The sequence below is a fragment of the Anabaena azotica SJ-1 genome (assembly GCF_047275885.1).
Classification (GTDB): Bacteria; Cyanobacteriota; Cyanobacteriia; order Cyanobacteriales; family Nostocaceae; genus Trichormus_B; species Trichormus_B azotica_A.
In genome coordinates this window covers 2,988,429-3,013,612 of the sequence record NZ_CP178454.1, presented here as the reverse complement: position 1 = coordinate 3,013,612, position 25,184 = coordinate 2,988,429, and the positions used below count along the sequence as shown (strand labels likewise).

The window sequence follows — 25,184 nt, the reverse complement described above, 5'->3', positions numbered from 1 at the left end:
TTGTTAAATGATAAATTCGAGTAATGCTAAAACATTACTAAGTTTGTATTAAGCAAGGTAAGGTTCTTGATGGGTTTTGATTGTGCAGTTAGAACGGGGGTATGTAACGCACAATAAAGCGAAACCTTTAGCCATTTGTTCATCATCCAAGAAGTTTTGATCGTCTTGGTTGACTTCACCTTCTACAACTTTACCTACACAGCTAGAGCAAGAACCAGCGTGACAAGAGAAGGGTAATTCAATACCAGCTTCTTCTGCACCATCGAGAATTGTAGTTTCTTCGTCGATTTCAATTGTGGTGTCGAGGTCTTGTTTTTTGTTGATCAATCTTACTTGATAGGCAGCCATTGTCCGGTTCTCCTCAAACGTGAATAGAATTACTTTGGTAAATTGGTTAAGTCTCCCCTTTTTAGGGCGGGGAAATGCTCCCTTCCGTACACAAAAAATGTGGAGTATGTCTACGGGAAACTTGTAAAGTTGTAATTAGCAGAATAGAACTTAGGAAAGTTTCTATATATATTTTTTCCTAAGTTCTAATTTTTTTTAGCTGCAAGGTACACCTTTCGGTGAACAATCGCCTGCTTTAAAAGACTTTCCACAACCACAGGTGTCAGTTGCATTGGGATTGCTGAACTTGAAACCGCTGTCCATTACTCCTTCAACAAAATCAATTACTACACCTTCTAATAACGGCGCACTTTTAGCATCCACGTAAACCAACACATTTCCTTGTTGGCTGACAACATCATCTGGTTGTGGCTTACTGGTAATTTCAATTCCATACTCATAGCCATTGCAACCACCATCTTTAACGGAGATGCGGACACCTTTTGTAGCGTTATTAGTGTCTTCAGTTGCGGAACCTCTTAAAAATGCTCGCAGACGAAATTCTGCCTTTTCTGTTAAAATAACAGTCATTTTGTTTCCTGTTCTGTAGCGATTATTCTGATTTGAGATGTGGATTTTTTAGATTTGGTACTTTACACCGTTACAGATTGGGATTGGGAGTATCTCCAAGGTGCTGTGTTACCGCAGACTGGACAGTTGCGATCGCGATGAGAACGACGTTTAGCAAACTCCATTCTGTTAAAATCTATTGTCAGCAGTTCCGACAATAGCGGTTGACTAAATCCGGTAATCAGCTTGATTGCTTCCAACGCTGTCAAACAAGCCAAAGTCCCAGAAACAGCCCCTAGAACTGAAAAACCACGCCGATCCCAATCAGGCTTTTCTGGAAATAGACAGGACAAACAAGGAGTCACACCAGGAATAATCGTGGTTAGATAAGCCTCCATCCCGTCCATAGCAGCCTCTACCATTGGCTTACGCGATCGCACACAAGCTTCATTTAACAAATTGCGTTCAGTGAAATTGTGGGCGCAGTCCAGAGCCATATCCGCTGATTGCACCAATGAATCTACATTTTCCGGGGTGATATAATCATGAATCGCTTCAATCTGCACATCAGGATTAATCGCTTCCAGAGTTTCTTTGGCTTTGAATACTCTTGGTTTTCCTACCCAATCGTCAGTCATCAAAACTTGACGATTCATATCATCCTGACGCAAATCACCACCCCGGACTAGGATTAGCCGCCCAACGCCTGCTACTGCTAAGTAAAGCGCCGCCGTACCGCCTAATCCTCCCACACCAGTCACCAGAACCGTCGCTGACTTCAGGCGCTTTTGAGCCACTTCGCCAAAATTCGGGAGCATCATTTGGCGACTATAGCGTTCTAATTCGGTAGGCGTTAGGTTGATCAATTTATACCTCCTAATCAGAAGTTATTTCTGTCAGCGTGACTACATTCTTTGGCTTATCGTTAAACACCTTAAACAGCTTTTGTTCATGGGGTGTTGATTCCTGAAAAACTTGGTAAGCTTTTTGCAAAGCCAAGCAATATTGAGCTAATTTTTCTTCTGCACTCAAGTCAGGAAATTTATCATCAATTTCATTCATGTATTGAGAAAACTTTTTCAATATATGAAGACGATTGACATTTACAAATTTTTGGTCATAAGGCAGTTGAAAAAAGATAAAATACTCTTCTGCATCTACAAGTTTCTTGAATTCTTCAATAGTTCCACTCATTGAGCATCCTCCATTTTTTTTAGCTGTTGCTTGAGTTCATCTAACTCTCGGTAGATTTCGTAAGTCTCAGCCGCAACATCCATAAGTGTTTTGTAATCTGTTGGTAATCCCTCAGCTAAATCATGCAAGTCCATTTTCATTTGACCTGCTTTACTGTTTAGCTTTCTAATCTTTGCTGTGAGTTCCTCAATCGTCATTGGTAATTGTTAATTGATGATTGATGATTGATGATTGGTGTGGTGATTGGTGATTGGTGATTGGTGATTGGTAATTGGTAATTGGTGATTGGTGATTGGTGATTGGTAATTGGTAATTGGTGATTGGTAATTGGTGATTGGTCATTAGAAAAATTACTTCCCCATCTCCCCCATCTCCCTCATCTCCCCCATCTCCCTCATCTCCCTCATCTCCCCCATCTCCCCCATCTCCCTCATCTTCCCCATCCTCCTCATCTCCCCTATCTTCCCCAGTTCCCAATTCCCAATCCTCAACAATTAAATATTTCCTACTTCTGGGAAACGCTTGGCTAAATCAATGCCTTTCTGCACAAAGTTTTCTCCCTCTTCATTTAATTTTTCTAGGGAGTCAAAACCATAGCGGTGAGCATCGCGTAAAGTTTTTACAGCTAACAATAAACGACCAGAAAAAACTAACGCCCAACCAAAACCTTCATGACCTAAGTCAACTACCACATTAGATATTAGTCCAGTTTCTTTTTCAATGCTGGCTGCGACAGCACGGAAAAAAGCGTTGATTCGAGAAATAGTTGCTGGGTCTACTTCACCTTCAACAGAAATTTCCCGCTTTTTTTGTTTAGTTACAACAAAAGGTTTGAGAATCAATTCATCAGACCAACTGCGGTAAAAACCATAGCTGTCTTGCGCCCGGATTTGTTGGACTAAACTCTTGAGAAAAGGTGAAGTTATGGGTGTACTTGTAGTAGTTCCGTTGATGCTGTTGTTTTCACTCATACTGTTGCTTCGTTTTCAACTTCGTCTGCAAAATTTGATGTTTTTGGTTGTAAAGCCTTACGCAACCAAGGTGGAGGATTACCTTTCAATGTTTTGACTAATTTAGTCAAGATTTCTTCAATCTTTTCTTCTTCTGATTTCGCCTTGACTGGTGTTACACCATGCTTAATTAATCGAGCCGCTGCACTACCACCAATGGCGACTACATAAACAATTGTACAATCTTTTAATGCATCAAGTTTGGGGGTAATTTTATCTTCATTACCATCTTCTTTGAGGTCGCCTTCAAATTTCAAAGTTTCTAGAAACTCATATCCATGATCAGAAATTTCATAGACATCAATTTCTTTAGCCCAACCAAAGTGAGCATTAACATGAATTCGGTCTGTGGTGGTAAAGGCAATTTTCACTTTCATTAGTCCTAAAATAAGGTGACAGGGAACAGGTGACAGGTGACAGGGAAGGGTTAAGAAGATGACAGGAGAAAAGAAGGGAAGAGCTAAGACATTGACAGGTGACAGGGAACAGGAAAGGGTTAAGAAGATGACAGGAGAAAAGAAGGGAAGAGCGAAGGAAGAAGTCAAAAATCAAAAGTCAACTTTTATCTACTTCTTGACTGTCACCTGTCACCTGTTCCCTGTCACCTAATCCCTATTAATTACTGATGACCAATGATTCATCATTAATGACTCTTCATGTTCTATAAATAGGTTTCCCATACCAAATAAAAGTTCCATAGTGCCGCGATAGCCTACTTTAGTAAATAGACCATTTCCTAAGCGGTCATAGATGGGAATTCCTAAACGATAGTGGGGAATTTTGAGGCGTTTTGATATGGTATTCACATTAGAATTACCAATCAATAAATCAGAACCCACTGCTAAATCTTCCAAATCTTCCAAATCACCAATGGTAACATTTTTTACAGGAAGATGTTCTAACAAAGGCGATCGCGTCGTTGTCACAGCAGCATGAATAGAAGCCCCCATTGACTGTAAAAAATGCACCGTACTCCACATCAAATCCGGCTCTAAAGCCAAAGATACCCGTTTAGCACCGAAGTAAAAATGAGTATCCAACATCGCATCTTGCAGCTGACGACGTTGACGACAATATTTTTCCGGTACGGGATTACCACTCAAAACCGATAAAGCCTGTAAAAACTCATCCACAGGTTCTAAACCAGTCAAATCCCGAAAAACTTCGTAATCTGTATTAAAACGTTCTTGCAGAATCTTCGCTGCACCCCGCATACTTTCACCCAAAGCTAAAGTGAAAGCTGAACTACCCAAAGAACGCAGTTGTTTAAGAGTCGTACCGCTAACCGTCACCGCGCTATAGTCATCTTCCAAATGACCATCCAACGAAGCACCCAAATCAGGGACAAAAATCGGTTCTAGTCCAAAAGATGTCACCATCTCTCGAACTTCCTGCACATCCCCAGGAGTAAAAGCCGAACCTGCTAAAATCGTAATTTGTTCAGGTTTAATTCCTCCAGCTTTAGGAACTTCCTTCACAATACTTTCTACAGCTACCGCAAAACCATCTTGCAACGCACCTTTAAAATCAGGAGTCGGAGCAAAAACAATTGCTAAATAATCAAGTTCTGGATGACGTTCCCGAATATCTTTCAGAAAACGTTCAATATCATCTCCTCTAGTTTCTGTTAATCCAGTCGTACACAAACCGATAATTTCTGGTTTCGCTTTTTCTACTAAAGTGAGAATAGCTTGTTCAACATTTTCTTCACCACCCAAAATAGTAGTAACTTCCGTCATTGCTGTAGTAGCAAGAGGAATTGCTTCCCGAAAATGTCGAACCAAAACCACCTTAGCAAAAGCAGTACAACCTTGAGAACCATGAAACAAAGGCATAGTTCCCTTCAAACCCAAAAAAGCCAAAGATGCACCTAAAGCTTGACTTTGTTTGAGAGGATTAACAGTAACAGACTTATTGGGAACAGTAACAATTGCCATAAATTAATCTCAATAATCTCAAATAAAACGTAATAATTCAGGAGTCAGGAGGCAGAAGGCAGGAGTTCAGGAGGAATCAATTATTATCCCCATCTCCCCATCTCCCCCTTTCCTCTGCTCCCCTGCTTTCTTCTCTGTCACCTGTCACCTAAACTTCCCAAGGTGCTGGTTTACGAATTTGTTCCCAAATAGGACTATACAAAGCCTCATACAATTCTCTGGCCATTTCTACCATTCCCATATAACCAGCATAGGGATGATGACGCTCTTGGTTAATATCTAAAAATGGAATTCTTGCCTTTAAAGCTGTGTACTGATTTCGACCACCAGCTATTAACATATCGGCTTTAGTTTCTCTCACCAATTTCAGCAATTCTTGGGCATTACCTTTTTCCAACATAATGCCATCATTGCCAAGTAATTTCTTGATTTTGGCTTTATCTTCTTCTGTACTTTTGCGTGTACTAGTAGCAACAACTTCAATTCCTAAATCCTTAGCAGCGGAAATAATTGACCAACTTTTCACACCACCAGTATACAGAACCACCCGTTTACCCTTTAGGCGTTCTCGATAGGGAGCAAGAGCAATATCTAAAGCCGCTGTTTCATCAGCAATTAACTTTTCAGTCCGTGCTTGTAAATCAGGATCACCTAATTTAGCAGCAACAGTTCTCAGACAACGATTAATATCATCAATACCATAAAAAGACTCTTCAATGTAAGGAATGCCGTAACGTTCCTCCATTTTTCGCGCCATGTTTAATAATGCCCGTGAGCAAATCATCACATTTAACTTAGCGCGGTGAGCATAAGTAATTTCTTGATAGCGAGCATCACCAGTGATTTTTGATAAGACGCGAATGCCTAACTTTTCAAATAAAGGTAAAACGCCCCACATTTCACCAGCAATATTGTACTCACCAATCAAATTAATATCATAAGGTGTAGTATATTCAGGTTCAGCAGTACCAACTACATATTCTAGTAAAGCTTCACCACCAAAACGATTACCTAGATTTTTACTACCAATAAATCCCGGAGCAATTACTGGAATTACAGGAGTACCAATTTTCTCAGCCGCAACTTTACAAACTGCATCAATATCATCACCAATTAAAGCAGTTACGCAAGTAGCATAAACAAAAACAGCGGCTGGTTTGTAGCGTTCATTAACTTCCAAAATTGCCTTATAAAGCTTTTTCTCACCACCGAAAATTACATCATTTTCACCAACATCAGTGGTAAAACCAGTTTTATAGAGCATTGGTCCAGAAGAAAGACTTCCACGACTTCCCCAAGAGTTACCAGCACAAGCAATAGGTCCATGAACCAAATGAGCAGCATCAGTAATAGGTACTAATGCAATCATTGCACCATCAAAAGCGCATCCTCCTTGAGCAGCACCTGGTTGAGCTTGTTGTGTACAAGATTTATTTTTCTTTTCTCCTTGTTTTTGTTGATTATGTTCGCATCCTGATTCACTAAGTAACTCGTTAATTTTGCCTTGGGTAATTTTCATCTCTCTTCTCGCGCTCAATGGAAGTTGTTAATTGAAATGTGAGCAAACCTAAATAGACTTCCTGCAAAACTCCTCTTTACACAAGATTCACACAGATAAAGATTTAGAAAAGATGTCTATTTATCTGTAACTGAATTTTCATAACATCAATCCTTGATAATTGTCATTTTGACTGCTTGAATACTAATTATTAATGACCAATTACCAATGACTAATAAGCAAACAGTAATGAGTAATGACTAGAAACGAACTTTTAGCAAATATACTTGGTGATGTCTTCACCACATTCATCAGCCAGGTAAGATAAAGCACGAAATCGCAAAGCAACCACTTCGTTATATAAAGGATTGATTTTGCATAGTGCCGGAATATGGAAAGTTCGTCCAAATAAATTAATATCGCGCTCAAAAGGACAACAGCAAGGGATTAGCTGACAAAGGAAATGAGCGAAGCGATCGTTTTTAACTTCAATGCCATCCATCCATCGCCGTAAAGGCTTAAGAAGATCAAAAGAACCAGAATCTTTATAATTAGGTGGATGGTGATTAGGGTGTGGATGAGAGTGAGGAATAGATGCCATGAGAGATGCCGGAGATAACTATAAATCAGAAGTGAGAATTTGGGAATTGGGAATTAACACCCAATCCCCATTAATTGTTTATTTGGTTGTTAGTAGTCAGTGATGATTATTTCTGACTGACCACTAACCACTGACATTCTTAACGAACCAAGTCGTAAGAAATATCGGTCTTACCAGGAACATTGGTGGTGCGATCGATTTCTTCAAAGACTGTGTTAACAATCCAGTTCAACAAGTTGATTACACCTTTGTAACCAACGGTAGCGTAACGGTGGTAGTGGTGACGATCCATGATAGGATAGCCAATTCTTACCAAAGGTACACCGCAATCACGCCACAGGTACTTACCGTAGGAGTTACCAATTAACAGGTCTACGGGTTCGGTGAACAACAAGGAACGTAAGTGCCATAAGTCCTTACCACCCCAGATTTTAGCGGACTTACCGAACACGCTAGAATCTAACAATGCTTGCAGTTCTTTTTCAAATACTTCGTTGGTGTTGTGAACCAAGATGTGTACAGGTTCAGCACCCATTTCCAGCATGAAACCAACTACGCTGTAAACTAAGTCAGGATCACCATAGATAGCGAAACGCTTACCATGCAACCAAGCATGGGAGTCAGTCATAGCGTCAACTGCACGACCACGTTCGATTTCTATCTCTTCAGGAATAGCCTTACCAGTCAATTCGCTGAGTTTCATCAAGAACTCATCAGTTCCCTTGATACCCCAAGGACGAGCAACACAAACGTCTTGACCCCATTCCTTAGCGATGTATTCACGGGTCTTGCTGGTGGAGTAAGCTTGGAGAGCAACAGTAGCCTTAGCGTTGATGGAATCTGCTGCATCTTCTAACTTAGTACCACCTGGGTACATATTGAATTCACCATCGTTAGGTGAGTCAACATAATCGCTGTTATCAGATAACAGGGTGTAGTCAATACCCATCAAAGAAGCAATCCGCTTAATTTCGCGGTTGTTTTCTACGTAGGTGTCAAAACCAGGAATGAAGTTGATTTTACCGTTGCTCTTAGCTTTCTTCTTACCTGCGGTCAAGGTAGAAAGAATTCCCTTCATCATGTTGTCGTAACCAGTGATGTGGGAACCAACGAAGCTAGGTGTGTGAGCAAAAGGTACTGGTAAATCTTGAGGAACTGAACCAGCTTCTTTCGCATTACCGATGAAAGACTGTAAGTCATCACCGATAACTTCTGCCATACAGGTGGTGCAGACAGCAATCATTTTTGGCTTATAAAGCTTGTAGGAGTTAGCCAAGCCATCGATCATGTTTTGCAGACCACCGAACACAGCAGCGTCTTCTGTCATGGAAGAAGAAACACCGGAGAATGGTTCTTTATAGTGACGGGTTAAGTGGGTACGGAAGTAAGCCACGCAACCTTGAGAACCTTGAACGAAGGGAAGAGTACCTTCAAAACCTACAGCCGCAAACATAGCGCCTAGAGGTTGGCAACCTTTAGCAGGGTTAACGGTCAAAGCTTCACGAGCGAAGTTCTTTTCACGATATTCCCAGCTTTTTGTCCATTCTGCTACCCGTTTTACTTCTGCGGGGTCGTGAGCATTTTCAAACTGTTTTTTATTTTCAAACAGTTGTTGGTATTCTGGCTGATGGAATAGCTCAACGTGATCCTTAATATTTTCTGGATTCTGTGGCATTTCTAGTTCTCCAAGCTTGCTGTGTGTTGTGTTCGCGTTCGGTGGGGTGTCTCTGCCCGTTTTTGGTGGAGAGTGGGGAATGTGGCTCAAAATTCAGAATGCAAAATCCAAAACTTAGAATTTTTAATTTTGAATTTTGAATTCCCAACTCCCCCCTGGGGGCTAAACCCCAGGCTTTCCCTGTACGGGCAGGGTTTGCCCCTACTATTTCTGTTCTCTAAACGGAAGCCTTAGCTTTAGCCTTAGCTTGAGCTTTTTTGTTCCAGGGAGCGCCGATTAATCCCCAGGTTGGGCTGTTCAGAGCTAAATCCATGTCACGAGCAAAGATTGCGAATCCGTCGTAACCGTGATAAGGACCGGAGTATTTATTTTGCTGGTTTAATAGCTTTTAGTTCCGCTATGTTTGCGGTGAGCAATGTCAGCGATAAACTATGTTTGCAGTTAACTCATTTATTTTCAGTCTAAATATAGTCTAATACCAACCTCTCATTCCCTGGCTCAGACAGGGAATGCCTCAGTTAAAGGCTCTGCCTCCGCTTATGACGGTCAAGGTAGAACTTCGTTATCTGCATTCCCAGCCAGAGTTTGGGAACGAGAAAATTCATATTCTTAATTAGCCACACCAAGGATTATGAAAGAACAGCTATTATGGGAACTGGAACAAATAAATCTGCGTTTGAAGTCTGCAAAAACCAGAGTAACAATTCGAGAATCAAATGGATGTCTGCAATTACGGGCAACTTTACCCATTAAACCGGGAGATGAGGATATCAGGGGAACTGGGAAAAAACAATACAATCTCAGTTTGAATATTCCGGCAAATTTACCAGGTTTAAAAACGGCTGAGGAGGAGGCTTATGAGTTAGGTAAGTTAATTGCTAGGAAAAGTTTTGTTTGGAATGAAAAGTATTTGGGAAATGAGGCAATTAAAAAGGATTTACCAACTATTGGTGAGCTATTAGAAAATTTTGAGGAAGAATATTTTAAAACCCATAAACGCACTACTAAAAGTGAACATAGTTTTTTCTATTATTATTCCCGCATTAAGCGTTATACAAATACTGATGACTTGGCAATTGGGGAAGTTTTGATTAATGCGATTGAGAAAATAGATAAGGAATGGGCTAAATATAATGCTGTGAGAGCTATTTCTGTTTTTTGTCAGCTTTTCAAAATTGAGATTAATTTAACTAATTATTCTAAAATCCCCGAAAGTAATTCTCGGAATATTCCTACAGATAAGGAAATATTTACAGGATTTTATAAATTTGATGAATATCTAAAAAATCGAGGTAAGCAAGTTAATCAAGATGTCAAAGATAGTTGGCAATTATGGCGTTGGACTTATGGAATGTTGGCTGTTTTTGGTTTACGTCCCAGGGAGCTTTTTGTTAATCCTCATATTGATTGGTGGTTGAGTGATGAAAATATAGATTTAACATGGAAGGTTGATAAAGATTGTAAAACGGGTGAAAGAGAAGCTTTGCCTTTATATAAAGAATGGATTGATGAATTTGATTTAATGAATCCTAAGTATTTAGAAATGTTGGCTATAGCCATTAGTAAAAAGAACCAAAATAATCATGCAGAAATCACGGCTTTAATTCAAAGGGTGAGTTGGTGGTTTAGAAAAATCGGTTTAGATTTTAAACCCTATGATTTACGTCATGGTTGGGCAATTCGAGCGCATATTTTAGGGATTCCTATTAAAGCTGCGGCGGATAATTTGGGTCATAGTGTGCAGATTCATACGAAAACATATCAACGTTGGTTTTCTTTGGATATGCGGAAGTTGGCGATAAATCAGGCTTTGAGTAAGCGGAATGAGGTAGAGTTGATTAAGGATGAAAATACAGGGTTAAAAATGGAGAATGAACGATTGAAAATTGAGGTGGAAAAATTGAGGATGGAAATGGTTTATAAACGGAGTTAAGTTTAATAGCAATAAATAATGTAGAGTGCATCTAAGCAAATAACCAGAATGATTAATTAAAAAACTTCACGCACCGTAACACTATTTAAATGCTTCAATTTGATCAGAATAAACATTAATTAGCTTGTGATCAGTGACTAACATTTCAATCTCTGTCCAAACTTTAGCTAGAAATGAGTGAAATTCACGTTTTCGCATATTTCCAAAACGTAGATGCACTATTTTAGGTGGAGAAGAATCAACCATCAACCGATCCGAAAAATCTGCATCTTTAGTAACAATCACCAATTCTTTTTCCTTTGCATATTCCCAGATTTGGCTATCACTCGGACTATTCCCTAAAATAGAAACATGAATGATGGGTAAAGATGGAGTAAATTGGATTTTAGTGGGGAGATTTTCATCAAATAAAAACCCATTCATGCAATTTTTCTCACTTCGTAATGATTCCCCATCAATTTTGCCGCGAATTGGATACAAGCATAAATATCTTCTCTTTCTAAAGATGGGTATTCTTCCAAAATTTCTTCGATAGAATCTCCAGCACCTAAAAATTCCATTATTGTTTGTACAGAAATTCGAGTGTTAGTAATAATCGGTCTGCCGTTGCAAATATCTGGATCAATAGTTATTCGCTTTTCCATAACGGTTTTTTCCTTATATAGACTTCAGTGTTAAGTATCTAAGAATAATATTATTTTACATAATTTTTAGCCAGTTGTCATTTTTTTAAAAGAAGTTAGAATTTGTGATTAAGTTTAGTTAGCGAATAATAGAAGCTTAATTGTATTAATAAGGATAAGAATACAGGATTGGGAATAGAAAATTAACGGTTGAAGATTGAGGTTGATAAGTTGAGAATGGAAATGGTTTACAAAAGGAGTTAAGTTTGGTTAATCAAGAATATCATTTTTGTGAGGTGTGGTATAATTAGGTTGTCAACAATAATCAAAATTTTTATGCGAGCTACTGATATATTGTTTTCTGATATAATATAATTATTTCTTGAATAGCCATCAAACCCTGGATGCAGTCTCCTGATGTTATGACAATAGTTACGAGGAAATAGTCATGATAAATTCATTAAAAAAACAACCATCTGAAGATTTAAATTTAACTGAATTGATTGTAAACTTATTAAATGAATTACCTCTTGAAAAGCAACAAGAAATCTTGTCTTTTACGCAATTTATATCTGAAAAACATCATACAGAACTTGGAAATCAAGTTTCTTTTTATGATGTAGCTAAAGACTTTATTGGTGCTGTGGATAGTGGATTAGGTGATCTCTCCACTAATAAACAATATTTGCATGAGTCCTTACATGAAAAATAAAATTATTATTGATACGAGTCCATTAGTTGCTCTATTAGATAAAAGTGATAGTTATCATCAATGGGTGACAGAAAAAGTAAAAACATTACCTCCACCTTTTCTGACTTGTGATGCAGTGATTACTGAGTCTTGTTTTTTATTAGAAAGAGCTTATAACGGTCAGAATATTCTGTTTTCTCTTTTAGAAAGTGGTCATTTACAACTAGATTTTGATTTAAAAAACGAATTAAGTCAAATTAAAGGATTAATGAATCGTTATCAGTCTGTACCTATGTCTTTAGCGGATGCTTGTTTAGTAAGAATGTGTGAATTATATGATTCTAATGAAATATTCACTTTGGATAGTGATTTTCTAATCTATAGAAAACATAAGAATCAACCTATTTCTGTGATTATTCCTGATTCTTTATTTTCTTAAAACAATTGGAGGTAATGTTATGGAAAGTATGAAGATTAAAACGCACATTGGTAATGATAAAATTCTAAAAATTCAGCTTCCTGATGAATTTGCGAATGAAGAATTAGAAATAGTAATTGTATTTCAACGTATGGCAGAAAAATCATTACAGTCTGCAACCAAAACACCGGAAGAATTAGGATATTCTCCCAGGGTTAGCGCATCTCAAACCCTATTGACAAGGGGATTTATTAGATATGTGGGAGGATGTTCAAGTGACACAACTCAAGGTAGGTTAATATATAACCCATTTAGCCATTGTATCTAAGTAATGTCAACAGGATTTAAGAAGAAGTGTAAAACCAGAAAATCTGTTACACCCGGTGTAGACAGTAAAGAGATTACCAGCAACTTTCTACAACACTTTACAGGAATAAAAGACCCTAGAGCGGAAAGGACTCGATTGCATCTACTCACCGATATTATCACTATTTCCTTGTTGGCAGTTATAGCAGGGGCTGAAGGTTGGGAAGATATTGAAGAATATGGATTAAGTAAAAAAGAGTGGTTAGAGACATTTTTAGAACTACCAGAAGGAATACCCAGTCCAGATACATTTAGAAGAGTATTTGAGAGAATAAACCCCAAAGAATTTGAGCAATGTTTTCGGAATTGGGTGCAATCATTAGTAGAGAAATTGGGTGTAGAAGTAGTTGCGATAGATGGTAAAACTCATCGAGGTTCATATGACCGAGAATCGAAACTAAAAGCCTTACATACAGTCAGCGCCTGGGCTTGTGAAAATAGGTTGATTCTAGGGCAAACAAAGGTCAGTTGTAAATCGAATGAAATCACAGCAATCCCAGCACTGTTAGAGACTCTGGACTTATCTGGCTGCATTATTACTATTGATGCGATGGGTACACAGAAATCAATTGCCGAACAAATCATAGCTGGAAATGCTGATTATATTTTCAGCTTGAAAGATAATAATCCCACCCTACATCAACAAGTAAAAAATTGGTTTGAAACAGCACAATCACTAGACTTTAAAGGTGTTGATGTCAGTATTAGTCAACGAGTAGAAAAAGGACATCACCGCATCGAAAATCGCACCTGTTATACTGTTCCAGTATCACAACTACCAGCACTTCATGAACAAAATCAGTGGGCAGGATTAACAACAATAGTCATGGTAGTTCGTAAGATTCAGCATTGGAATAAAACTACCCATGATAGCCTGCGTGGCGTAGCCATAGTTCAATTTTACATTACTAGTCTTGATAGTGATGCTAACAAAATTAGTAGTGCAATTCGACAGCATTGGGGGATTGAAAACTCTGTTCATTGGACATTGGATGTCACTTTCCATGAAGATGAATCTCGAATCCGTTCTATGCACAGTCCACAAAACTTTGCTTTATTACGTCGCATTGCCCTCAATGCCTTAGACCGAGAACCTACTTTTCGTCGCAGTATTCGACAAAAATCAAGGCGAGCTGCAATGAATGATCAATACATGGTTTCTGTGTTAGCCGCATCCATCGCAAACTATTCTCCTCTACTGTAATTCCTCTGTCAATAGGATTTGAGACGCGCTAACCCTGTGAACATAACTGATTTGTTGACACATACAAGCTTGAAGATAGCGGAATTTATCTAACATCTTTTCACCCCATTCTTTCGGAACAGAGACAAGTTGTAAAATCAGATAAGCGATGAGACTAGCATAGATTTGAATGGCAATACCATTAACATTTTTGGTAATTAATCTATCCAGTTTTAAGTATTACTACAATATTAGTTAGAATTTGGTGCGTCAGATTTATAAGTTAATCATCTTATTTCTAGGTTATTTGTCAGGGGAAACGCATCTAATTTATTTTGACAAAATGTAACTTATGTGAATACAAAAAAAGCGTAACACTAGTAAGTTGGTATCAAGTCAATAAACACATATGAAAAAATTTGATGGTAAATTTCGTTTATAGAAGAATCAATAAAATGGGGTGAAGTGGTATTCTCTTTTTAATTCAAAGAGAAAAAACCCGAAAATGAAGCTATCACCAAAAATCACAATAGTAGATCAGATCACTTTAAAGATTTAGAAGATAAAAGAGTTGAACGGACAAAAAAGCATAAATTAATTGATATAGTCACCATTGCGATTTGTGCAGTAATATGTGGAGCAGATAGTTGGGTATTGATGGAGACTTATGGAAAAAAGAAAGAAAAAATGGCTAAAACAATTTTTAGAACTACCAAATGGAATTCCCTCCCATGATACATTTGCCAGAGTATTTGCGAGAATAGACCCACAACAATTACAGAATAGTTTTTGAGTTGGATAAAATCAATAAATAAAATTACCCAGGGAGAAGTAATAGCAATAGACGGTAAAACGTTAAGGCATTCATATGATAAAGGAAAGGATAAAGGTGCTATTCACATGGTGAGTGCATGGGCAACCACTAATCGTCTAGTATTAGGACAATGTAAGGTAGATGAAAAATCAAATGAAATAACAGCAATACCAGAATTAATCAAAGTATTAGATATAGCCGGATGTATAGTAACAATTGATGCAATGGGGTGTCAAAAAGAGATAGTAAAATCAATTGTAGATAAATCAGGTGAATATGTTATTGCACTAAAAAAGAATCAAGGTAATTTATATAAAAACGTAGAAGAAATTTTCAAAGAGGCTATAACCAAAGGGTTTGAGGGATTCAAATGTAGTGATTTTCATACAAAGCAAGACGAACATGGAAGAGAAGAAATACGTCATTATCTGATGTTATCAGACATTCAAGAAAGAATAGATACAGGCAAAAATGGATAAACCTTCAAAGTGTAGGAATGGTAGAATATATACGAAAAGTCAATGGAAAAACAAAAGTTGAAACCCGTTATTATATTAGTAGTTTGACAGATAATGCGAAATTATTAGGAGAATCAGTGAGAAGCCATTGGGGTATAGAAAACTCATTACATTGGGTCTTGGATGTAGCGTTGAGAGAAGATGATTGTAGAATAAGAAAGGATAATGCACCACAAAATTTTGCCGTTCTACGTCATATAGCAGTAAATGCAGTAAGAAAAGAAAAAAGCCAAAAACTAGGAATTAAAAATAAGCAGATTTGTGCAGGATGGGATAATGAATATTTAGAAGATTTTAGAATGTATCTGATAAAAATCAGAATATTTAGATAAACATAAATAATTTATTCTCACCAGATTCTCAAAAGAATCTAGATTTGTGATGTCAAAAATCTAGATATTCAGACAATTAATATATAGAAATGAACAAAATTAACTCATTATTGAAAATAACTAATACTCTAAATTTATTAAAATCTTAGGATATTAATAAAGGACTTAATCAGCATTTCAATTCCATTATTATGTTTTTCTCTGTCTAGATACACTAATATGACATTTTGTCAATATAATTTAGATGCGTTTCCCCTGGGTTATTTGTCTGACGCACCCTACAATATTACTTACCCAAGTAGTAAGGTGCGTCAGGTTTTCAGCTAATCATTTTATTACTAGGTTATTTGTCTGACGCATCTTAAAATATTACTTTAAGTAGTAAGGTGCGTCAGGTTTTAAGTTAATCATCTTATTACTAGGTTATTTGTCTGACGCACCCTACTAGATTGATATTAAGACTGCGGATTCATGCGAATCAAATCCGTCAAAATACTATCCAAACTACCATTAACTTGAATTCGATCAATCTTCTCCGCAATTCGTTCTAAAACCTCCAATTCCTTCAACCTTAACGCCACCGGATTATCTTCCATCACCTTAGCAGTGTTCAACATACTCCGAGTAGCAGCAGTTTCTTCTCTGCGTCTCACCACATTAGCTTGAGCAGCTTTTTCAGCTTCCACAACCTTACTCAAAATTGCCTTAATTTCCCCAGGTAAAATAATATCTTTCACCCCCACAGAATCTACTTCAATTCCATAGTCTGCGGCTTTTTGACGAATATATTCAGAAATACTTCTATCAATTGCTCCTTTGTCTTCCAATAAAGCATCTAAAGTCCGTTCACCAACTGCACCACGCAAGGCAAATTGCAACTCTTTGTACAAAAAGCCATTAATATCTGATAACGCATTTTTTGCTCTTAATGGGTCTTGAATGCGAAAACCAGCAGTCAAATTTAACCGCAGAGGTACTTTATCTTTAGAGAGGATTTCTTGACCAGAAATTTCCATGTTTTGCAATCGCAGGTCAATAGTTTCCGTTTGTAAAGAACGTCCAAATGACCACCAAGCGTGTATTCCTGCTTGGAGTTGCCCTTGAAATTCTTGATTAATGTAAAGTAGTCCAATATGCTGGGTGGGAACGTGGCATATATGCAAATAATTACGAGTGAGCAATTTTATTTCTGCTGCACCTTCAACCAATTCAGCCACTAAGGAGGATTGTAACTTTGCATTATTGCTAATGTCGATAATTTCCACTCCCACACCTTGCCAAAATAGCTTCCGGCTTGTGGGTGGTAAAATAGAAATTACCTTACCTCGATAGCGCACGATTCCAACTTGTGAAGGTAGTAATTCCACAATTTCACAGTAAGCAGCAACAAAATCAGGATGTCTTTCAATTAATATATCTTCCAGAGGAAAATCTGGGTTAGGGACAATCCGGCTGATACTCCGCACCGCTACTGTCTTATCTATTGACCAAAAAGCATACTCTCCTGGTTCTAAAGGTCGGACAAAATTATTTTGCAGATATAGTAAACCAATCTCAGATTCAAAGATTTGGAATTTCTTCAATCCATTTAACGCAAATGCGCGTAATTGCTGGACAAAAGAATTAGGTAATTCCCAGTTTTCTTCTAAGTTAAAAAGATGAAATTCTACTTCAATAAAGCCACGCCAAAAAGCCCGTAATTGATTAGGGGCAATGCTGATCCAATTCTGACCCAAACGAACTAAAGCCGCTTCATTAAAAGCAGTTCTGACAATTAATATATGTTTTTGCAGTTCTGTTCCATGATTTTGCAACAATAATTCTAGGTTTTCAATTTCCACTTCTGGTTCGTTGAGGTCATAAGTTCTAATTTGCCAATGACGACCAAAATAAGTATATGTACCAGGCTGCAAAATTTTTTTAAAGTCGCTGCGGTGATATAAAATGCCAATTTCATTAGGTTTGATGTAAAATGTTTGCCAGATAATAATTTGCATATTTGGACGATAAATGATTTATTGTATTTTCTTGTAACTACATACTACATAATATTTTTTACTCTGTCAATACAAGTGTTCACAGTTTATGCGTGGGCAAAAACTTCGCCAAAACTGGATTAAGAAGAATGTAACTTTTTCCTAGCTGCTCCGTAGCAACCGAGAGCAAGAAAACATTCTGCAAATATGCCGTTCAATTGTCCTTATGGAAACTGAAGGGACAAACTCAAGTTAGGGAGAAAAGCAGTTGCGCTTACTCATTAACTGTAGCCATTAAGCATCACTCTTGCGAGTAATAACCAACAGCAGAACACTTGCACCGCAGAGTTAGTGAAGATAACACGGATTTGAACCGTAGGATTTCTCCTTTACCACTTGCTACTTCCCAAAAGTAGTGTCCTGTAACCCGGACAGGGTTGGTTGAAAGTACAGGAATTGAACCTGTTACACATCGATTAAAAGTCGATTGCTCTACCAAATGAGCTAACTTCCGGGGTTTGATACAGGATTTGAACCTGCGACGGGTTGATTAAAAGTCAACTGCTCTACCAACTGAGCTAATCAAACGATAGAATAGGTTGGATGACTCAGCGGTATACGCTCATACTAGAGTTTGGCGCACCAGTTAGGTATACAGAACCTAAACTATAGCTTTGTAACTTTACTACTATCCCACTTCAAATGTAGCATATTGTAATTTACTATGAGTTTTTTTTTAATTTTTGCCAAAATTAGTCAGAATTTTACTAGATAGACAGTGTTTTTTATGGTGGTTTGCTGAACCTGAGCGTTTGAATGAAGAGGCGATGCCTTCGGCGAGCGCAGCTATCGCACATATTGCTGATGAAGGCAATGAACTATGGCTTTCTGTGGCTAGTGTGTGGGAAATGGGGATAAAGGTTTTAGTTTGGGAAGTGCGACTACAATGAATGCTTACCGAAGCGATCGCTTCTCTATTTTTCCATCATTCTTGTGGATCGTCTTCAGGAGGATGGAGTCCGCTTTCAACCCATCGTTGTCGAGATTTCTGAATGAATTTTTCTCCACGACGTTCATCATTTAGATCAAGACGTTCGCAGGTTGCACGTCCCGTAGGAGTAGTACCAATAATACATAAGCCGTCAGATTTCCAGATGAAGTGTTCAGACCAGATTTGCTGACGGGGATTAAACAAGGGAGTTTCTTTTCCCGTATCAGGATCAATACCCGTAGTGAAGTTATAGCGTCTTTCGTTGCAACGACGACAGGCCAGAGCAAGATTATCGGAAGTATCCGTACCTCCCAGAGATTGGGGTTGCAGATGGTCAATGGAAAGGGGGGCTGTGCTGAGAAGTTCAGGGTAGTGACAGTATTCGCAGCGACATTGAGCGCGTTGTCTAACCTGCTGATAAAGAGTTTTAGGAATGGGCATGGTCTTGAGCAGCAACAGCAGCGTTAATATAACTGAAGATGTCGTCAAGTTCCCCTATTGCTTCTAATTCTATTGCTTCTTCTGGGGTAAGGGTATCTAATTTGTTTTTATCAAGCAGTTCTTGCATCCGTTCACCTAGCTTATCGGTAAATTTGAATAGCATGAGATTGTTGATATGCTTGATGCAGATTCCTTCTGGTAGGAATTGGGAGGGTTTAACCAGTGTAGTTGTCATTGGTGGATTATCTTTAGTTTTCTTGATTTTATCATTGGATATTTTGGTTGGGGTGCGATCGCTCATTGAGGTTGGGGGTTTGGGAAGGTGCGATCGCTATTTGGGATTTAAGGAAGTATGATCACATTTTATTCAGGATAAAACCATAGATGCTTCCCATCTGGGTCATCGTGTATAAATTTCCGCTTGCGATACCATTCAATAAGTTCTTTACTGTCTCTGTCTCTTTTCTCAATTATCTCTGCTTGCTTTTCCCAAAAATCAGGTTGCTGCATTGCCAGATCCGATGCTTCACCCATAGCGTTTCGTTCTTCTTCAGAATATGTCTCTTCATCGTGTTTTAATCTCTCGTATAACTCCTCCATTCCTTGCTGTCCAATAGCTGGGTGAACTCGGATTCTTAGTAACCGTTCAGGGGGTAGAAGAGAGATAGCCAAAAATTACCCCCAAAATCTGATAAATTAAGTGACATGGAACAGAAGTGCGTCAATCACTTAGAACAGATACCCCCAGAAGATTGGGGAAAGACTCCAGCCAGCGTCAAAAAGCTGGTGGAGGAGATGGCGCAGCAAATAGAACAACAGTCAAAAAAACTAACGGAAGTCCTGAGTGTTCAAGAAGAATTATTAGAAAAAATTAATAGAACTTCCGTTAACTCATCATCACCACCATCAAGTGACCCACCGGGCTTTGGTAAAAAGCTGCAAAAGAAAAAAAGCAGTAAAAAGCGAGGGGGTCAGCCAGGTCATCAGGGAAATAGCCGCGACTTATACCCAATAGAAGAATGTAGCGAAGTAATAGACCATCATCCAGAAGAATGCAGAAATTGTGGTTCTACCCTGACTGGAGTTGATACAAACCCCTATCGTCACCAGATAGTAGAAATACCACCAATCAGTCCAATAGTCATAGAGCATCGTCTACATCAATTGACCTGTGCAGGATGTGGCACAAAGACCCGTGCAATACTACCAGAAGACGTGAACCCAAGTGGTTACGGAGTCAGAGTAGTAGCACTAGTAGCACTTCTGAGTGGAGTGTACCGCAATAGTCAAAGAATGGTACAAAGTGCCATGCAAGAAGTATTTGGGATTTCAATATCATTGGGGACAGTCAACAGACTGCGGCAAGAAGCGAGTAACGCCCTGGCAACCTGTGTAGATGAAGCCAAACTATATATTCAAAACGCAAACATCGTCGGAGCCGATGAAACCAGCTTTAATCAAGGAAATATAGATGGTAGTAATCCTGAACAGAGAAAAGCCTGGTTATGGGTTGCGGTAACACCCCTAGTCACATTTTTTGAAATAGCCCTCACCCGTTGCACCCAAGGGGCAAAGAATTTATTAGGTGAAAACTTCAGGGGAATGTTGAACTCTGACCGTCACGGTGCTTACAACTGGGTAGATTTAGAACGACGGCAATTATGTTGGGCCCATCTGCGACGGGAATTTATCAAAATATCGGAACGGACTGGAGTCTCGGCAGAATTGGGAACTGCACTGGTTAAACAACAGGAGAAGTTATTTGAGTTATGGCATCGAGTCCGAGATGGTACGTTATCTCGCGGTGAATTTGTGGAGTTGGTTCAGGAGATTCGCTCATCCATCAGAGCAACTTTGCAAGAAGCTAACGAATACGAGATTACAGGACGGGAAAAAACTCCCTTAGCAAAAACAGTCCGCACTTGTCGTCAACTGCTCAAAGTTGAGTCGGCGATGTGGTTATTTGTCACAACTGTTGGTGTCGAACCCACTAAATAATGCAGCAGAAAGAGCGATTCGTCCTGCCGTGATCTGGTGAGCCAGCGCGTTGGGCGGGTTCCCCGACTTGAAGCGACTGGCGAACCCGAAGGGAGACGGACTAGTTTTGGCTCTCAAACTCAGGCTGGTAGTGTTTTTGTGGCTCGGATGTTAACTGTGGTGACAACCCTCAAGTCCCAACAGCGTCATGTTTTGGAGTTTATGACTCAGGCTGTTATTGCGGCTCGTGGTGGTACACCCCCTCCTTCTTTGATTCCAAAGCCTACTACTTGTGCTGATGATTCTGATTTGTTGACAGCTGCCTAATTTTATTGCTCGATTTTGGGGGTTGTTTTTCGTCTTCTTTATACCCCCTGAACGCTTACTCAGTTCCATCAATACTGTATCTACGAATTGCGCTTAAAATATCTTGAATTCTAGATATTAGATATACTTTAAGCTCTTTGGATAAATCAGTTGATAAGACTTCTTCTAATATATTTTCAAACTCAGCATTTAAGTCTTTTAAAAAGTCCTTCTCTAGAAGAATTTTAGGATTCTGTCTATGAAAATCATTCGCTAGTGCATCTAGTATAGTAAGAATATTTTTGGATTCAATATGTGTTGCAAAAACACTCCATTTTGTAGTCCAAATACTATTGACAATAAAAACATGATGTAATTTTCCTATAGCTTGAATATATCTATCAATTTTGGGATTATTACTTAATTTTTTTGCTTCTTCTTCTGCTTTACTCAAAAGCTCATAAAAATTCACCATGTTTTTGGGGATAAGCTCAAGATTCATTGCACTCAACAAAATATGTCCAGATGTCTGTTCCCTAGAACCATTTGTGACTGCCTCATCAAGAATCATCTCTAGTTGTCTTAATGCATTAGATTGACTCATTTTTTTACTCAAATTAACTCAAATTAATAGTTGCTATATATTGTAATTACGAAAAGTATATCATACCACAATCAGTATCTGTAGTGTGATCGCATTTCTTCCATAGCGTAGTCAGGATATACTAAGAATAAATCTTATCAAAAGATAACTATGATTCAGACAGTAGATGCCTTATTCGATGGGAATATTCTTCATCCTGAAGTACCATTAAATTTGAAAGCAGGTACACGAGTGCGAATTATTGTGGAGACTGTATTACCTGAGACAAGCAGCAAACCAAAATCATTTCTGCAAACTGCCAAATCACTTGCTTTGGAAGGTTCACCAGTTAGATTAAAATAATAAATAACCACAGAACAAGATCGTAACCTATTATGAGTGACAAAGAAACTGTCCTGGAACTTGTAAAACGTCTGCCAGCAGATGTCTCAATCCGTAACATAATTCAAGAAATTGAGTTCATTTTAGCAGTTCAAGAAGGATTAAATGAGATTGACCAAGGGGAAGGAGTATCAATTGAATCAGTGGAGCAGATGATTGAATCATGGACTACTGTATAATTCTTGCTCCCAGGGCTGTTACTGATTTGGAAGATATTGTTAGATATAATGTCCAGTAGATTTTACCGGACACTGCTTATTTTCACGTACTTTATACCTGTTTATTGAATTCAAATTTCACGCTGGTGAGTTTTTCCGATACTTCCCATAGTTTTTGAGCGATCGCACGATCTTTGGATAACGCATTCGATTCCACCTTGACTGGATAGCCACCTATCTCCATAAACCCATTGGGACCAAAATATTCTGACCCTTTTAAACCTTCTTCAATTGCCGCCCGCAGAGTCGGTAATGCACCCATTGTGATATCTTGAGCAAAGATACCATTGAGATATTTCATCACATCACCCGCAGTTCTCTGCAATTCAGTAGCAGTCCAACCTGGATGTGAGGCAGTTACAACGGTCTTAATTCCCTGCTCTTTTAGTTTCCGGTCGAGTTCGTAGGTAAAATAAAGATTAGCAAGTTTGCTATCACCGTAAGCCGTCCATTGGGCATAATTTCTCTTTTCCCAATTCAAATCATCGAAATCTATTTTGCCAAAATTATGTGCGCCGCTGGAAACATTGACAATTCGAGAACCTTCCGTGCTAATCAAAAGTTTTAAAAGTTGTCCCGTCAAAGCAAAATGTCCGAGATGATTAGTTCCAAATTGTAATTCAAAACCATCTATAGTTTTTGAATAAGGTGGAATCATCACACCCGCATTATTAATCAATAAATCCAAACGTGAATAATTTTTCTGAAAGTTTTCAGCGAAATTTTTAACCGATGCTAAATTTGCTAAATCAAGTTCCATTACCTGAACATCAGCATCTTTATTTTGTTGAATAATTTTCGCCAATGCCTTATTTCCTTTGTCCAAATTGCGAACTGCAATAATCACAGATGCTTGTTTATTAGCTAAAACCCGCGCTGTTTCATAACCGATGCCGCTACTCGAACCTGTGACAATTACTATTCTGCCTTTTTGACTCAGAATATTTTCCGTGTTCCATTTTTCGTTTTTCATCATCATAAGATAGTTAAACTAACTAATTTACACAAATAAATGCCACATTCAAATTAGTGAAAATATTTAATTTTTCAGCTTTGTTTAAAGCAAGTTTATCTACGCATAATATACTAGACTCATTTTAAACCACCATCTGCACCGCAAAATGTGAAAATAATCTTAATAATTGAGTATTTGCATCCTTTCTTACTTTGCGTCTTTGCTCCTTTATATCTACCCTGCGGTATCTCTAAGAGAGATTGCGCGAAATTTACCTGAAAATAGTTGTAATTGTTGTTGCTATAATCAAAGCAAGCTTGAAAAAATCCTGATATGATAGCTATTCCCCAACAACCGCAAAAAATGACCATTGAGGAATATCTCGCATGGGAACTTAACCAAGATATTCGCTATGAATACATCAACGGCGAAGTTTTCGCCATGACAGGTGGTACAATTCCCCATAATGATATTGCTCTCAATCTTTACCGACCTCTATATTCTCATCTCCGACCTAGAGGTTGTCGAGTTAATGTGTCAGATGTGAAAGTACAAGTTAGTCCTAAAAGCCCATACTTCTATCCTGATCTTATCGTTAGTTGTCACCCTGAAGACCTCAATGCCCGCAAATTTATTCAAAATCCTAAATTAATTGTTGAAGTTCTTTCTACTGGTACAAGCGGTAAAGATAGAGGAGAAAAATTCAGATATTATTTAACAATGCCCAGTTTGCAAGAATACATCTTGATTGATTCTGAAAAAATATCTGTTGAACGTTACTGTCGAGGAGAAGGAAGAATGTGGCTTTACTATCCCTACACTACTGGAGACATCATCACTTTATCAAGTATTGAATTTGAATTTCCAATTGAAATGCTTTATGATGGTGTTGGGTTGGAAACTGAAGAATAACAATACAATTAACATACTTGATCAAACAAATCTGAATCTAAAATAGAATTTAGTGACTTATTACGATTATGGCAAAACGTAAAAAAAGTAATTTTCAATGGATTAAAGAAACCCTGGAATTAAAGCCAGATCATCATTGGGAATCTCCCCCAGAATATAATATTTTTGTAGCAGGTAGAGGGGCTGTACGCTTCAATGTTCCTCGCAGTTGGATATCTGAACCACAGGAAAAATCATTCAAGTTCATGGATAAAAAACCACCTGATGATGATTGTTGTTTGGAGGTATCGTACAATCACTTACCTCCTAACGATTGGACTCTATTTCCTCTCAAATCAACTTTGAAAAAAATCATGGAAGATGATAGCCGTGATGTGATTGAAAGGGGAGAAGTGATTACCGTCAAGCGACAAACTGCCCGGATTATGTGGTGTGAAATTAAATTTATTGATACTCAAGCCGAAGCAAGGGAAGCTTTTTCTCGGACTTGTGTTGGTTTAGGTTCAAATATTCAATGTTTGATCACTTTTGATTATTGGGCAGATCAAGCAGAACAATTAATACCTGTTTGGGATGAGGTGATGCGGAGTTTGACACTGGGATTATATATCAGAGATCCGAGAACTGGTTTAGCTTTCCCAGATTAAAATGCCGAGAAAACAACCTAACCTTGAGTTTCTTTATCACAAGTGGAAGTTGTTGGTTTGAAAAGTTATGGATTTTAGTCAACATT

The 25,184-nt window shown here is 38.3% G+C and carries 32 protein-coding genes, 2 tRNA genes and 3 pseudogenes; 14 read left to right on the top strand and 23 right to left on the bottom strand.

What is annotated here, in order from left to right; all coding sequences use genetic code 11:
• Positions 1-48: 48 nt before the first annotated feature.
• The 8 genes from ACLLO5_RS13325 to nifX form a co-directional block, all read right to left on the bottom strand.
• On the bottom strand, positions 49-348 hold the full coding sequence (locus tag ACLLO5_RS13325; RefSeq protein ID WP_413175941.1) for a 2Fe-2S iron-sulfur cluster-binding protein: 300 nt from the start codon (positions 346-348) through the stop codon (positions 49-51).
• 195 nt (positions 349-543) lie between these two features.
• Positions 544-918, bottom strand: coding sequence for a HesB/IscA family protein (locus ACLLO5_RS13320; RefSeq protein WP_413175939.1), 375 nt, complete (start codon positions 916-918; stop codon positions 544-546).
• 62 nt (positions 919-980) lie between these two features.
• Positions 981-1,763 (bottom strand): HesA/MoeB/ThiF family protein, encoded by a 783-nt coding sequence (locus tag ACLLO5_RS13315; RefSeq protein ID WP_413175938.1) that lies wholly within the window; start codon positions 1,761-1,763, stop codon positions 981-983.
• A 10-nt stretch (positions 1,764-1,773) separates the two neighbouring features.
• The gene (gene nifW / locus ACLLO5_RS13310) at positions 1,774-2,091 is read right to left on the bottom strand and encodes a nitrogenase-stabilizing/protective protein NifW (RefSeq protein WP_413175937.1); all 318 of its coding nucleotides are present in this window, start codon (positions 2,089-2,091) and stop codon (positions 1,774-1,776) included.
• Positions 2,088-2,288 (bottom strand): CCE_0567 family metalloprotein, encoded by a 201-nt coding sequence (locus ACLLO5_RS13305; RefSeq protein ID WP_413175936.1) that lies wholly within the window; start codon positions 2,286-2,288, stop codon positions 2,088-2,090. Before ACLLO5_RS13305 ends, nifW begins: the two co-directional genes overlap by 4 nt.
• Positions 2,278-2,568, bottom strand: a complete 291-nt coding sequence (locus ACLLO5_RS13300; RefSeq protein ID WP_413175935.1) for a hypothetical protein — start codon at positions 2,566-2,568, stop codon at positions 2,278-2,280. The genes ACLLO5_RS13305 and ACLLO5_RS13300 overlap by 11 nt, the downstream gene beginning before the upstream one ends.
• A 17-nt stretch (positions 2,569-2,585) precedes the next feature.
• Positions 2,586-3,062 carry a NifX-associated nitrogen fixation protein gene (locus tag ACLLO5_RS13295; protein WP_413175934.1) on the bottom strand — a complete coding sequence of 159 codons (477 nt, stop codon included), beginning with the start codon at positions 3,060-3,062 and terminating at the stop codon, positions 2,586-2,588.
• On the bottom strand, positions 3,059-3,478 hold the full coding sequence (nifX, locus tag ACLLO5_RS13290; RefSeq protein WP_413175933.1) for a nitrogen fixation protein NifX: 420 nt from the start codon (positions 3,476-3,478) through the stop codon (positions 3,059-3,061). Before nifX ends, ACLLO5_RS13295 begins: the two co-directional genes overlap by 4 nt.
• Positions 3,479-3,536: 58 nt before the next feature.
• Between nifX and ACLLO5_RS13285 the strand changes: the two genes are divergently transcribed.
• Positions 3,537-3,710 carry a hypothetical protein gene (locus ACLLO5_RS13285; RefSeq protein ID WP_413175932.1) on the top strand — a complete coding sequence of 58 codons (174 nt, stop codon included), beginning with the start codon at positions 3,537-3,539 and terminating at the stop codon, positions 3,708-3,710.
• Here the strand turns inward: ACLLO5_RS13285 and nifN are convergent.
• From nifN to nifK, 4 genes are all read right to left on the bottom strand, one after another.
• Positions 3,707-5,038, bottom strand: a complete 1,332-nt coding sequence (gene nifN, locus ACLLO5_RS13280) for a nitrogenase iron-molybdenum cofactor biosynthesis protein NifN (protein ID WP_413175931.1) — start codon at positions 5,036-5,038, stop codon at positions 3,707-3,709. The two genes, ACLLO5_RS13285 and nifN, sit on opposite strands and share 4 nt — an antisense overlap.
• A 148-nt stretch (positions 5,039-5,186) precedes the next feature.
• On the bottom strand, positions 5,187-6,557 hold the full coding sequence (gene nifE / locus ACLLO5_RS13275) for a nitrogenase iron-molybdenum cofactor biosynthesis protein NifE (RefSeq protein ID WP_413175930.1): 1,371 nt from the start codon (positions 6,555-6,557) through the stop codon (positions 5,187-5,189).
• A 253-nt stretch (positions 6,558-6,810) separates the two neighbouring features.
• On the bottom strand, positions 6,811-7,137 hold the full coding sequence (locus ACLLO5_RS13270) for a Mo-dependent nitrogenase C-terminal domain-containing protein (RefSeq protein ID WP_413175929.1): 327 nt from the start codon (positions 7,135-7,137) through the stop codon (positions 6,811-6,813).
• Between the two features lie 139 nt (positions 7,138-7,276).
• Positions 7,277-8,812, bottom strand: a complete 1,536-nt coding sequence (gene nifK / locus ACLLO5_RS13265; protein ID WP_413175927.1) for a nitrogenase molybdenum-iron protein subunit beta — start codon at positions 8,810-8,812, stop codon at positions 7,277-7,279.
• 631 nt (positions 8,813-9,443) lie between these two features.
• Between nifK and ACLLO5_RS13260 the strand changes: the two genes are divergently transcribed.
• On the top strand, positions 9,444-10,745 hold the full coding sequence (locus ACLLO5_RS13260; protein ID WP_413175926.1) for a site-specific integrase: 1,302 nt from the start codon (positions 9,444-9,446) through the stop codon (positions 10,743-10,745).
• Positions 10,746-10,826: 81 nt separating this feature from the next.
• Here the strand turns inward: ACLLO5_RS13260 and ACLLO5_RS13255 are convergent, their stop codons facing one another.
• The gene (locus ACLLO5_RS13255) at positions 10,827-11,168 is read right to left on the bottom strand and encodes a DUF5615 family PIN-like protein (protein ID WP_413175925.1); all 342 of its coding nucleotides are present in this window, start codon (positions 11,166-11,168) and stop codon (positions 10,827-10,829) included.
• A complete protein-coding gene (locus ACLLO5_RS13250) occupies positions 11,165-11,389 on the bottom strand; it encodes a DUF433 domain-containing protein (RefSeq protein ID WP_413175924.1) in 225 nt (74 codons plus the stop codon). The genes ACLLO5_RS13255 and ACLLO5_RS13250 overlap by 4 nt, the downstream gene beginning before the upstream one ends.
• A gap of 427 nt (positions 11,390-11,816) precedes the next feature.
• Here ACLLO5_RS13250 and ACLLO5_RS13245 point away from each other — a divergent pair, with 427 nt between their 5' ends.
• Genes ACLLO5_RS13245 through ACLLO5_RS13230 form a run of 4 tightly spaced genes read left to right on the top strand, consistent with a single transcriptional unit; the run spans position 11,817 to position 14,047 of the window.
• Positions 11,817-12,080 carry a hypothetical protein gene (locus ACLLO5_RS13245; protein ID WP_413175923.1) on the top strand — a complete coding sequence of 88 codons (264 nt, stop codon included), beginning with the start codon at positions 11,817-11,819 and terminating at the stop codon, positions 12,078-12,080.
• A complete protein-coding gene (locus ACLLO5_RS13240) occupies positions 12,058-12,498 on the top strand; it encodes a type II toxin-antitoxin system VapC family toxin (protein ID WP_413175922.1) in 441 nt (146 codons plus the stop codon). Before ACLLO5_RS13245 ends, ACLLO5_RS13240 begins: the two co-directional genes overlap by 23 nt.
• A 19-nt stretch (positions 12,499-12,517) precedes the next feature.
• Positions 12,518-12,805, top strand: coding sequence for a hypothetical protein (locus tag ACLLO5_RS13235; RefSeq protein WP_413175921.1), 288 nt, complete (start codon positions 12,518-12,520; stop codon positions 12,803-12,805).
• Between the two features lie 3 nt (positions 12,806-12,808).
• The gene (locus tag ACLLO5_RS13230; protein WP_413175920.1) at positions 12,809-14,047 is read left to right on the top strand and encodes an ISAs1 family transposase; all 1,239 of its coding nucleotides are present in this window, start codon (positions 12,809-12,811) and stop codon (positions 14,045-14,047) included.
• Here ACLLO5_RS13230 and ACLLO5_RS13225 read toward each other — a convergent pair.
• Positions 14,039-14,266: pseudogene (locus ACLLO5_RS13225) on the bottom strand (hypothetical protein); the annotation flags it as partial. The gene ACLLO5_RS13230 and the pseudogene ACLLO5_RS13225 overlap by 9 nt on opposite strands.
• Positions 14,267-14,531: 265 nt before the next feature.
• On the opposite strand from ACLLO5_RS13225, the pseudogene ACLLO5_RS13220 reads away from it, so the two are divergent.
• A pseudogene (locus ACLLO5_RS13220) lies at positions 14,532-15,667 on the top strand (ISAs1 family transposase).
• A 478-nt stretch (positions 15,668-16,145) separates the two neighbouring features.
• On the opposite strand, the gene ACLLO5_RS13215 reads toward ACLLO5_RS13220, so the two are convergent.
• The 3 genes from ACLLO5_RS13215 to ACLLO5_RS13205 form a co-directional block, all read right to left on the bottom strand.
• Positions 16,146-17,687 (bottom strand): SPFH domain-containing protein, encoded by a 1,542-nt coding sequence (locus ACLLO5_RS13215; protein WP_413175919.1) that lies wholly within the window; start codon positions 17,685-17,687, stop codon positions 16,146-16,148.
• A gap of 417 nt (positions 17,688-18,104) precedes the next feature.
• Positions 18,105-18,180: transfer RNA gene (locus ACLLO5_RS13210), tRNA-Lys, on the bottom strand.
• 1 nt (position 18,181) lies between these two features.
• A tRNA-Lys gene (locus ACLLO5_RS13205) sits at positions 18,182-18,254 on the bottom strand.
• 155 nt (positions 18,255-18,409) lie between these two features.
• Between ACLLO5_RS13205 and ACLLO5_RS13200 the strand changes: the two genes are divergently transcribed.
• Positions 18,410-18,616 (top strand): hypothetical protein, encoded by a 207-nt coding sequence (locus ACLLO5_RS13200; RefSeq protein WP_413175918.1) that lies wholly within the window; start codon positions 18,410-18,412, stop codon positions 18,614-18,616.
• Positions 18,617-18,651: 35 nt separating this feature from the next.
• Here ACLLO5_RS13200 and ACLLO5_RS13195 read toward each other — a convergent pair whose 3' ends face one another.
• On the bottom strand, positions 18,652-19,098 hold the full coding sequence (locus tag ACLLO5_RS13195; RefSeq protein ID WP_413175916.1) for an HNH endonuclease: 447 nt from the start codon (positions 19,096-19,098) through the stop codon (positions 18,652-18,654).
• The gene (locus ACLLO5_RS13190; RefSeq protein ID WP_413175915.1) at positions 19,085-19,261 is read right to left on the bottom strand and encodes a hypothetical protein; all 177 of its coding nucleotides are present in this window, start codon (positions 19,259-19,261) and stop codon (positions 19,085-19,087) included. Before ACLLO5_RS13190 ends, ACLLO5_RS13195 begins: the two co-directional genes overlap by 14 nt.
• 19 nt (positions 19,262-19,280) lie before the next feature.
• Here ACLLO5_RS13190 and ACLLO5_RS13185 point away from each other — a divergent pair, with 19 nt between their 5' ends.
• On the top strand, positions 19,281-19,454 hold the full coding sequence (locus tag ACLLO5_RS13185) for a hypothetical protein (RefSeq protein WP_413175914.1): 174 nt from the start codon (positions 19,281-19,283) through the stop codon (positions 19,452-19,454).
• A 7-nt stretch (positions 19,455-19,461) separates the two neighbouring features.
• Here ACLLO5_RS13185 and ACLLO5_RS13180 read toward each other — a convergent pair whose 3' ends face one another.
• The gene (locus ACLLO5_RS13180; RefSeq protein WP_413175913.1) at positions 19,462-19,770 is read right to left on the bottom strand and encodes a hypothetical protein; all 309 of its coding nucleotides are present in this window, start codon (positions 19,768-19,770) and stop codon (positions 19,462-19,464) included.
• 33 nt (positions 19,771-19,803) lie between these two features.
• On the opposite strand from ACLLO5_RS13180, the pseudogene tnpC reads away from it, so the two are divergent.
• Positions 19,804-21,402: pseudogene (gene tnpC, locus ACLLO5_RS13175) on the top strand (IS66 family transposase).
• A 55-nt stretch (positions 21,403-21,457) separates the two neighbouring features.
• Here tnpC and ACLLO5_RS13170 read toward each other — a convergent pair.
• The gene (locus ACLLO5_RS13170; protein WP_413175912.1) at positions 21,458-21,985 is read right to left on the bottom strand and encodes a hypothetical protein; all 528 of its coding nucleotides are present in this window, start codon (positions 21,983-21,985) and stop codon (positions 21,458-21,460) included.
• Between the two features lie 150 nt (positions 21,986-22,135).
• On the opposite strand from ACLLO5_RS13170, the gene ACLLO5_RS13165 reads away from it, so the two are divergent.
• Together ACLLO5_RS13165 and ACLLO5_RS13160 are read left to right on the top strand one after the other, a co-directional pair.
• On the top strand, positions 22,136-22,327 hold the full coding sequence (locus ACLLO5_RS13165; protein ID WP_413175911.1) for a hypothetical protein: 192 nt from the start codon (positions 22,136-22,138) through the stop codon (positions 22,325-22,327).
• Between the two features lie 32 nt (positions 22,328-22,359).
• On the top strand, positions 22,360-22,545 hold the full coding sequence (locus tag ACLLO5_RS13160) for a hypothetical protein (RefSeq protein ID WP_413175910.1): 186 nt from the start codon (positions 22,360-22,362) through the stop codon (positions 22,543-22,545).
• Between the two features lie 91 nt (positions 22,546-22,636).
• On the opposite strand, the gene ACLLO5_RS13155 is transcribed toward ACLLO5_RS13160, so the two are convergent.
• On the bottom strand, positions 22,637-23,563 hold the full coding sequence (locus ACLLO5_RS13155; RefSeq protein WP_413175909.1) for an SDR family NAD(P)-dependent oxidoreductase: 927 nt from the start codon (positions 23,561-23,563) through the stop codon (positions 22,637-22,639).
• A 309-nt stretch (positions 23,564-23,872) separates the two neighbouring features.
• Between ACLLO5_RS13155 and ACLLO5_RS13150 the strand changes: the two genes are divergently transcribed.
• Together ACLLO5_RS13150 and ACLLO5_RS13145 are read left to right on the top strand one after the other, a co-directional pair.
• Complete coding sequence (locus ACLLO5_RS13150; RefSeq protein ID WP_413175908.1) at positions 23,873-24,451, top strand: Uma2 family endonuclease; 579 nt, start codon at positions 23,873-23,875, stop codon at positions 24,449-24,451.
• Positions 24,452-24,519: 68 nt separating this feature from the next.
• On the top strand, positions 24,520-25,098 hold the full coding sequence (locus tag ACLLO5_RS13145) for a hypothetical protein (RefSeq protein WP_413175907.1): 579 nt from the start codon (positions 24,520-24,522) through the stop codon (positions 25,096-25,098).
• Positions 25,099-25,184: the final 86 nt, after the last annotated feature.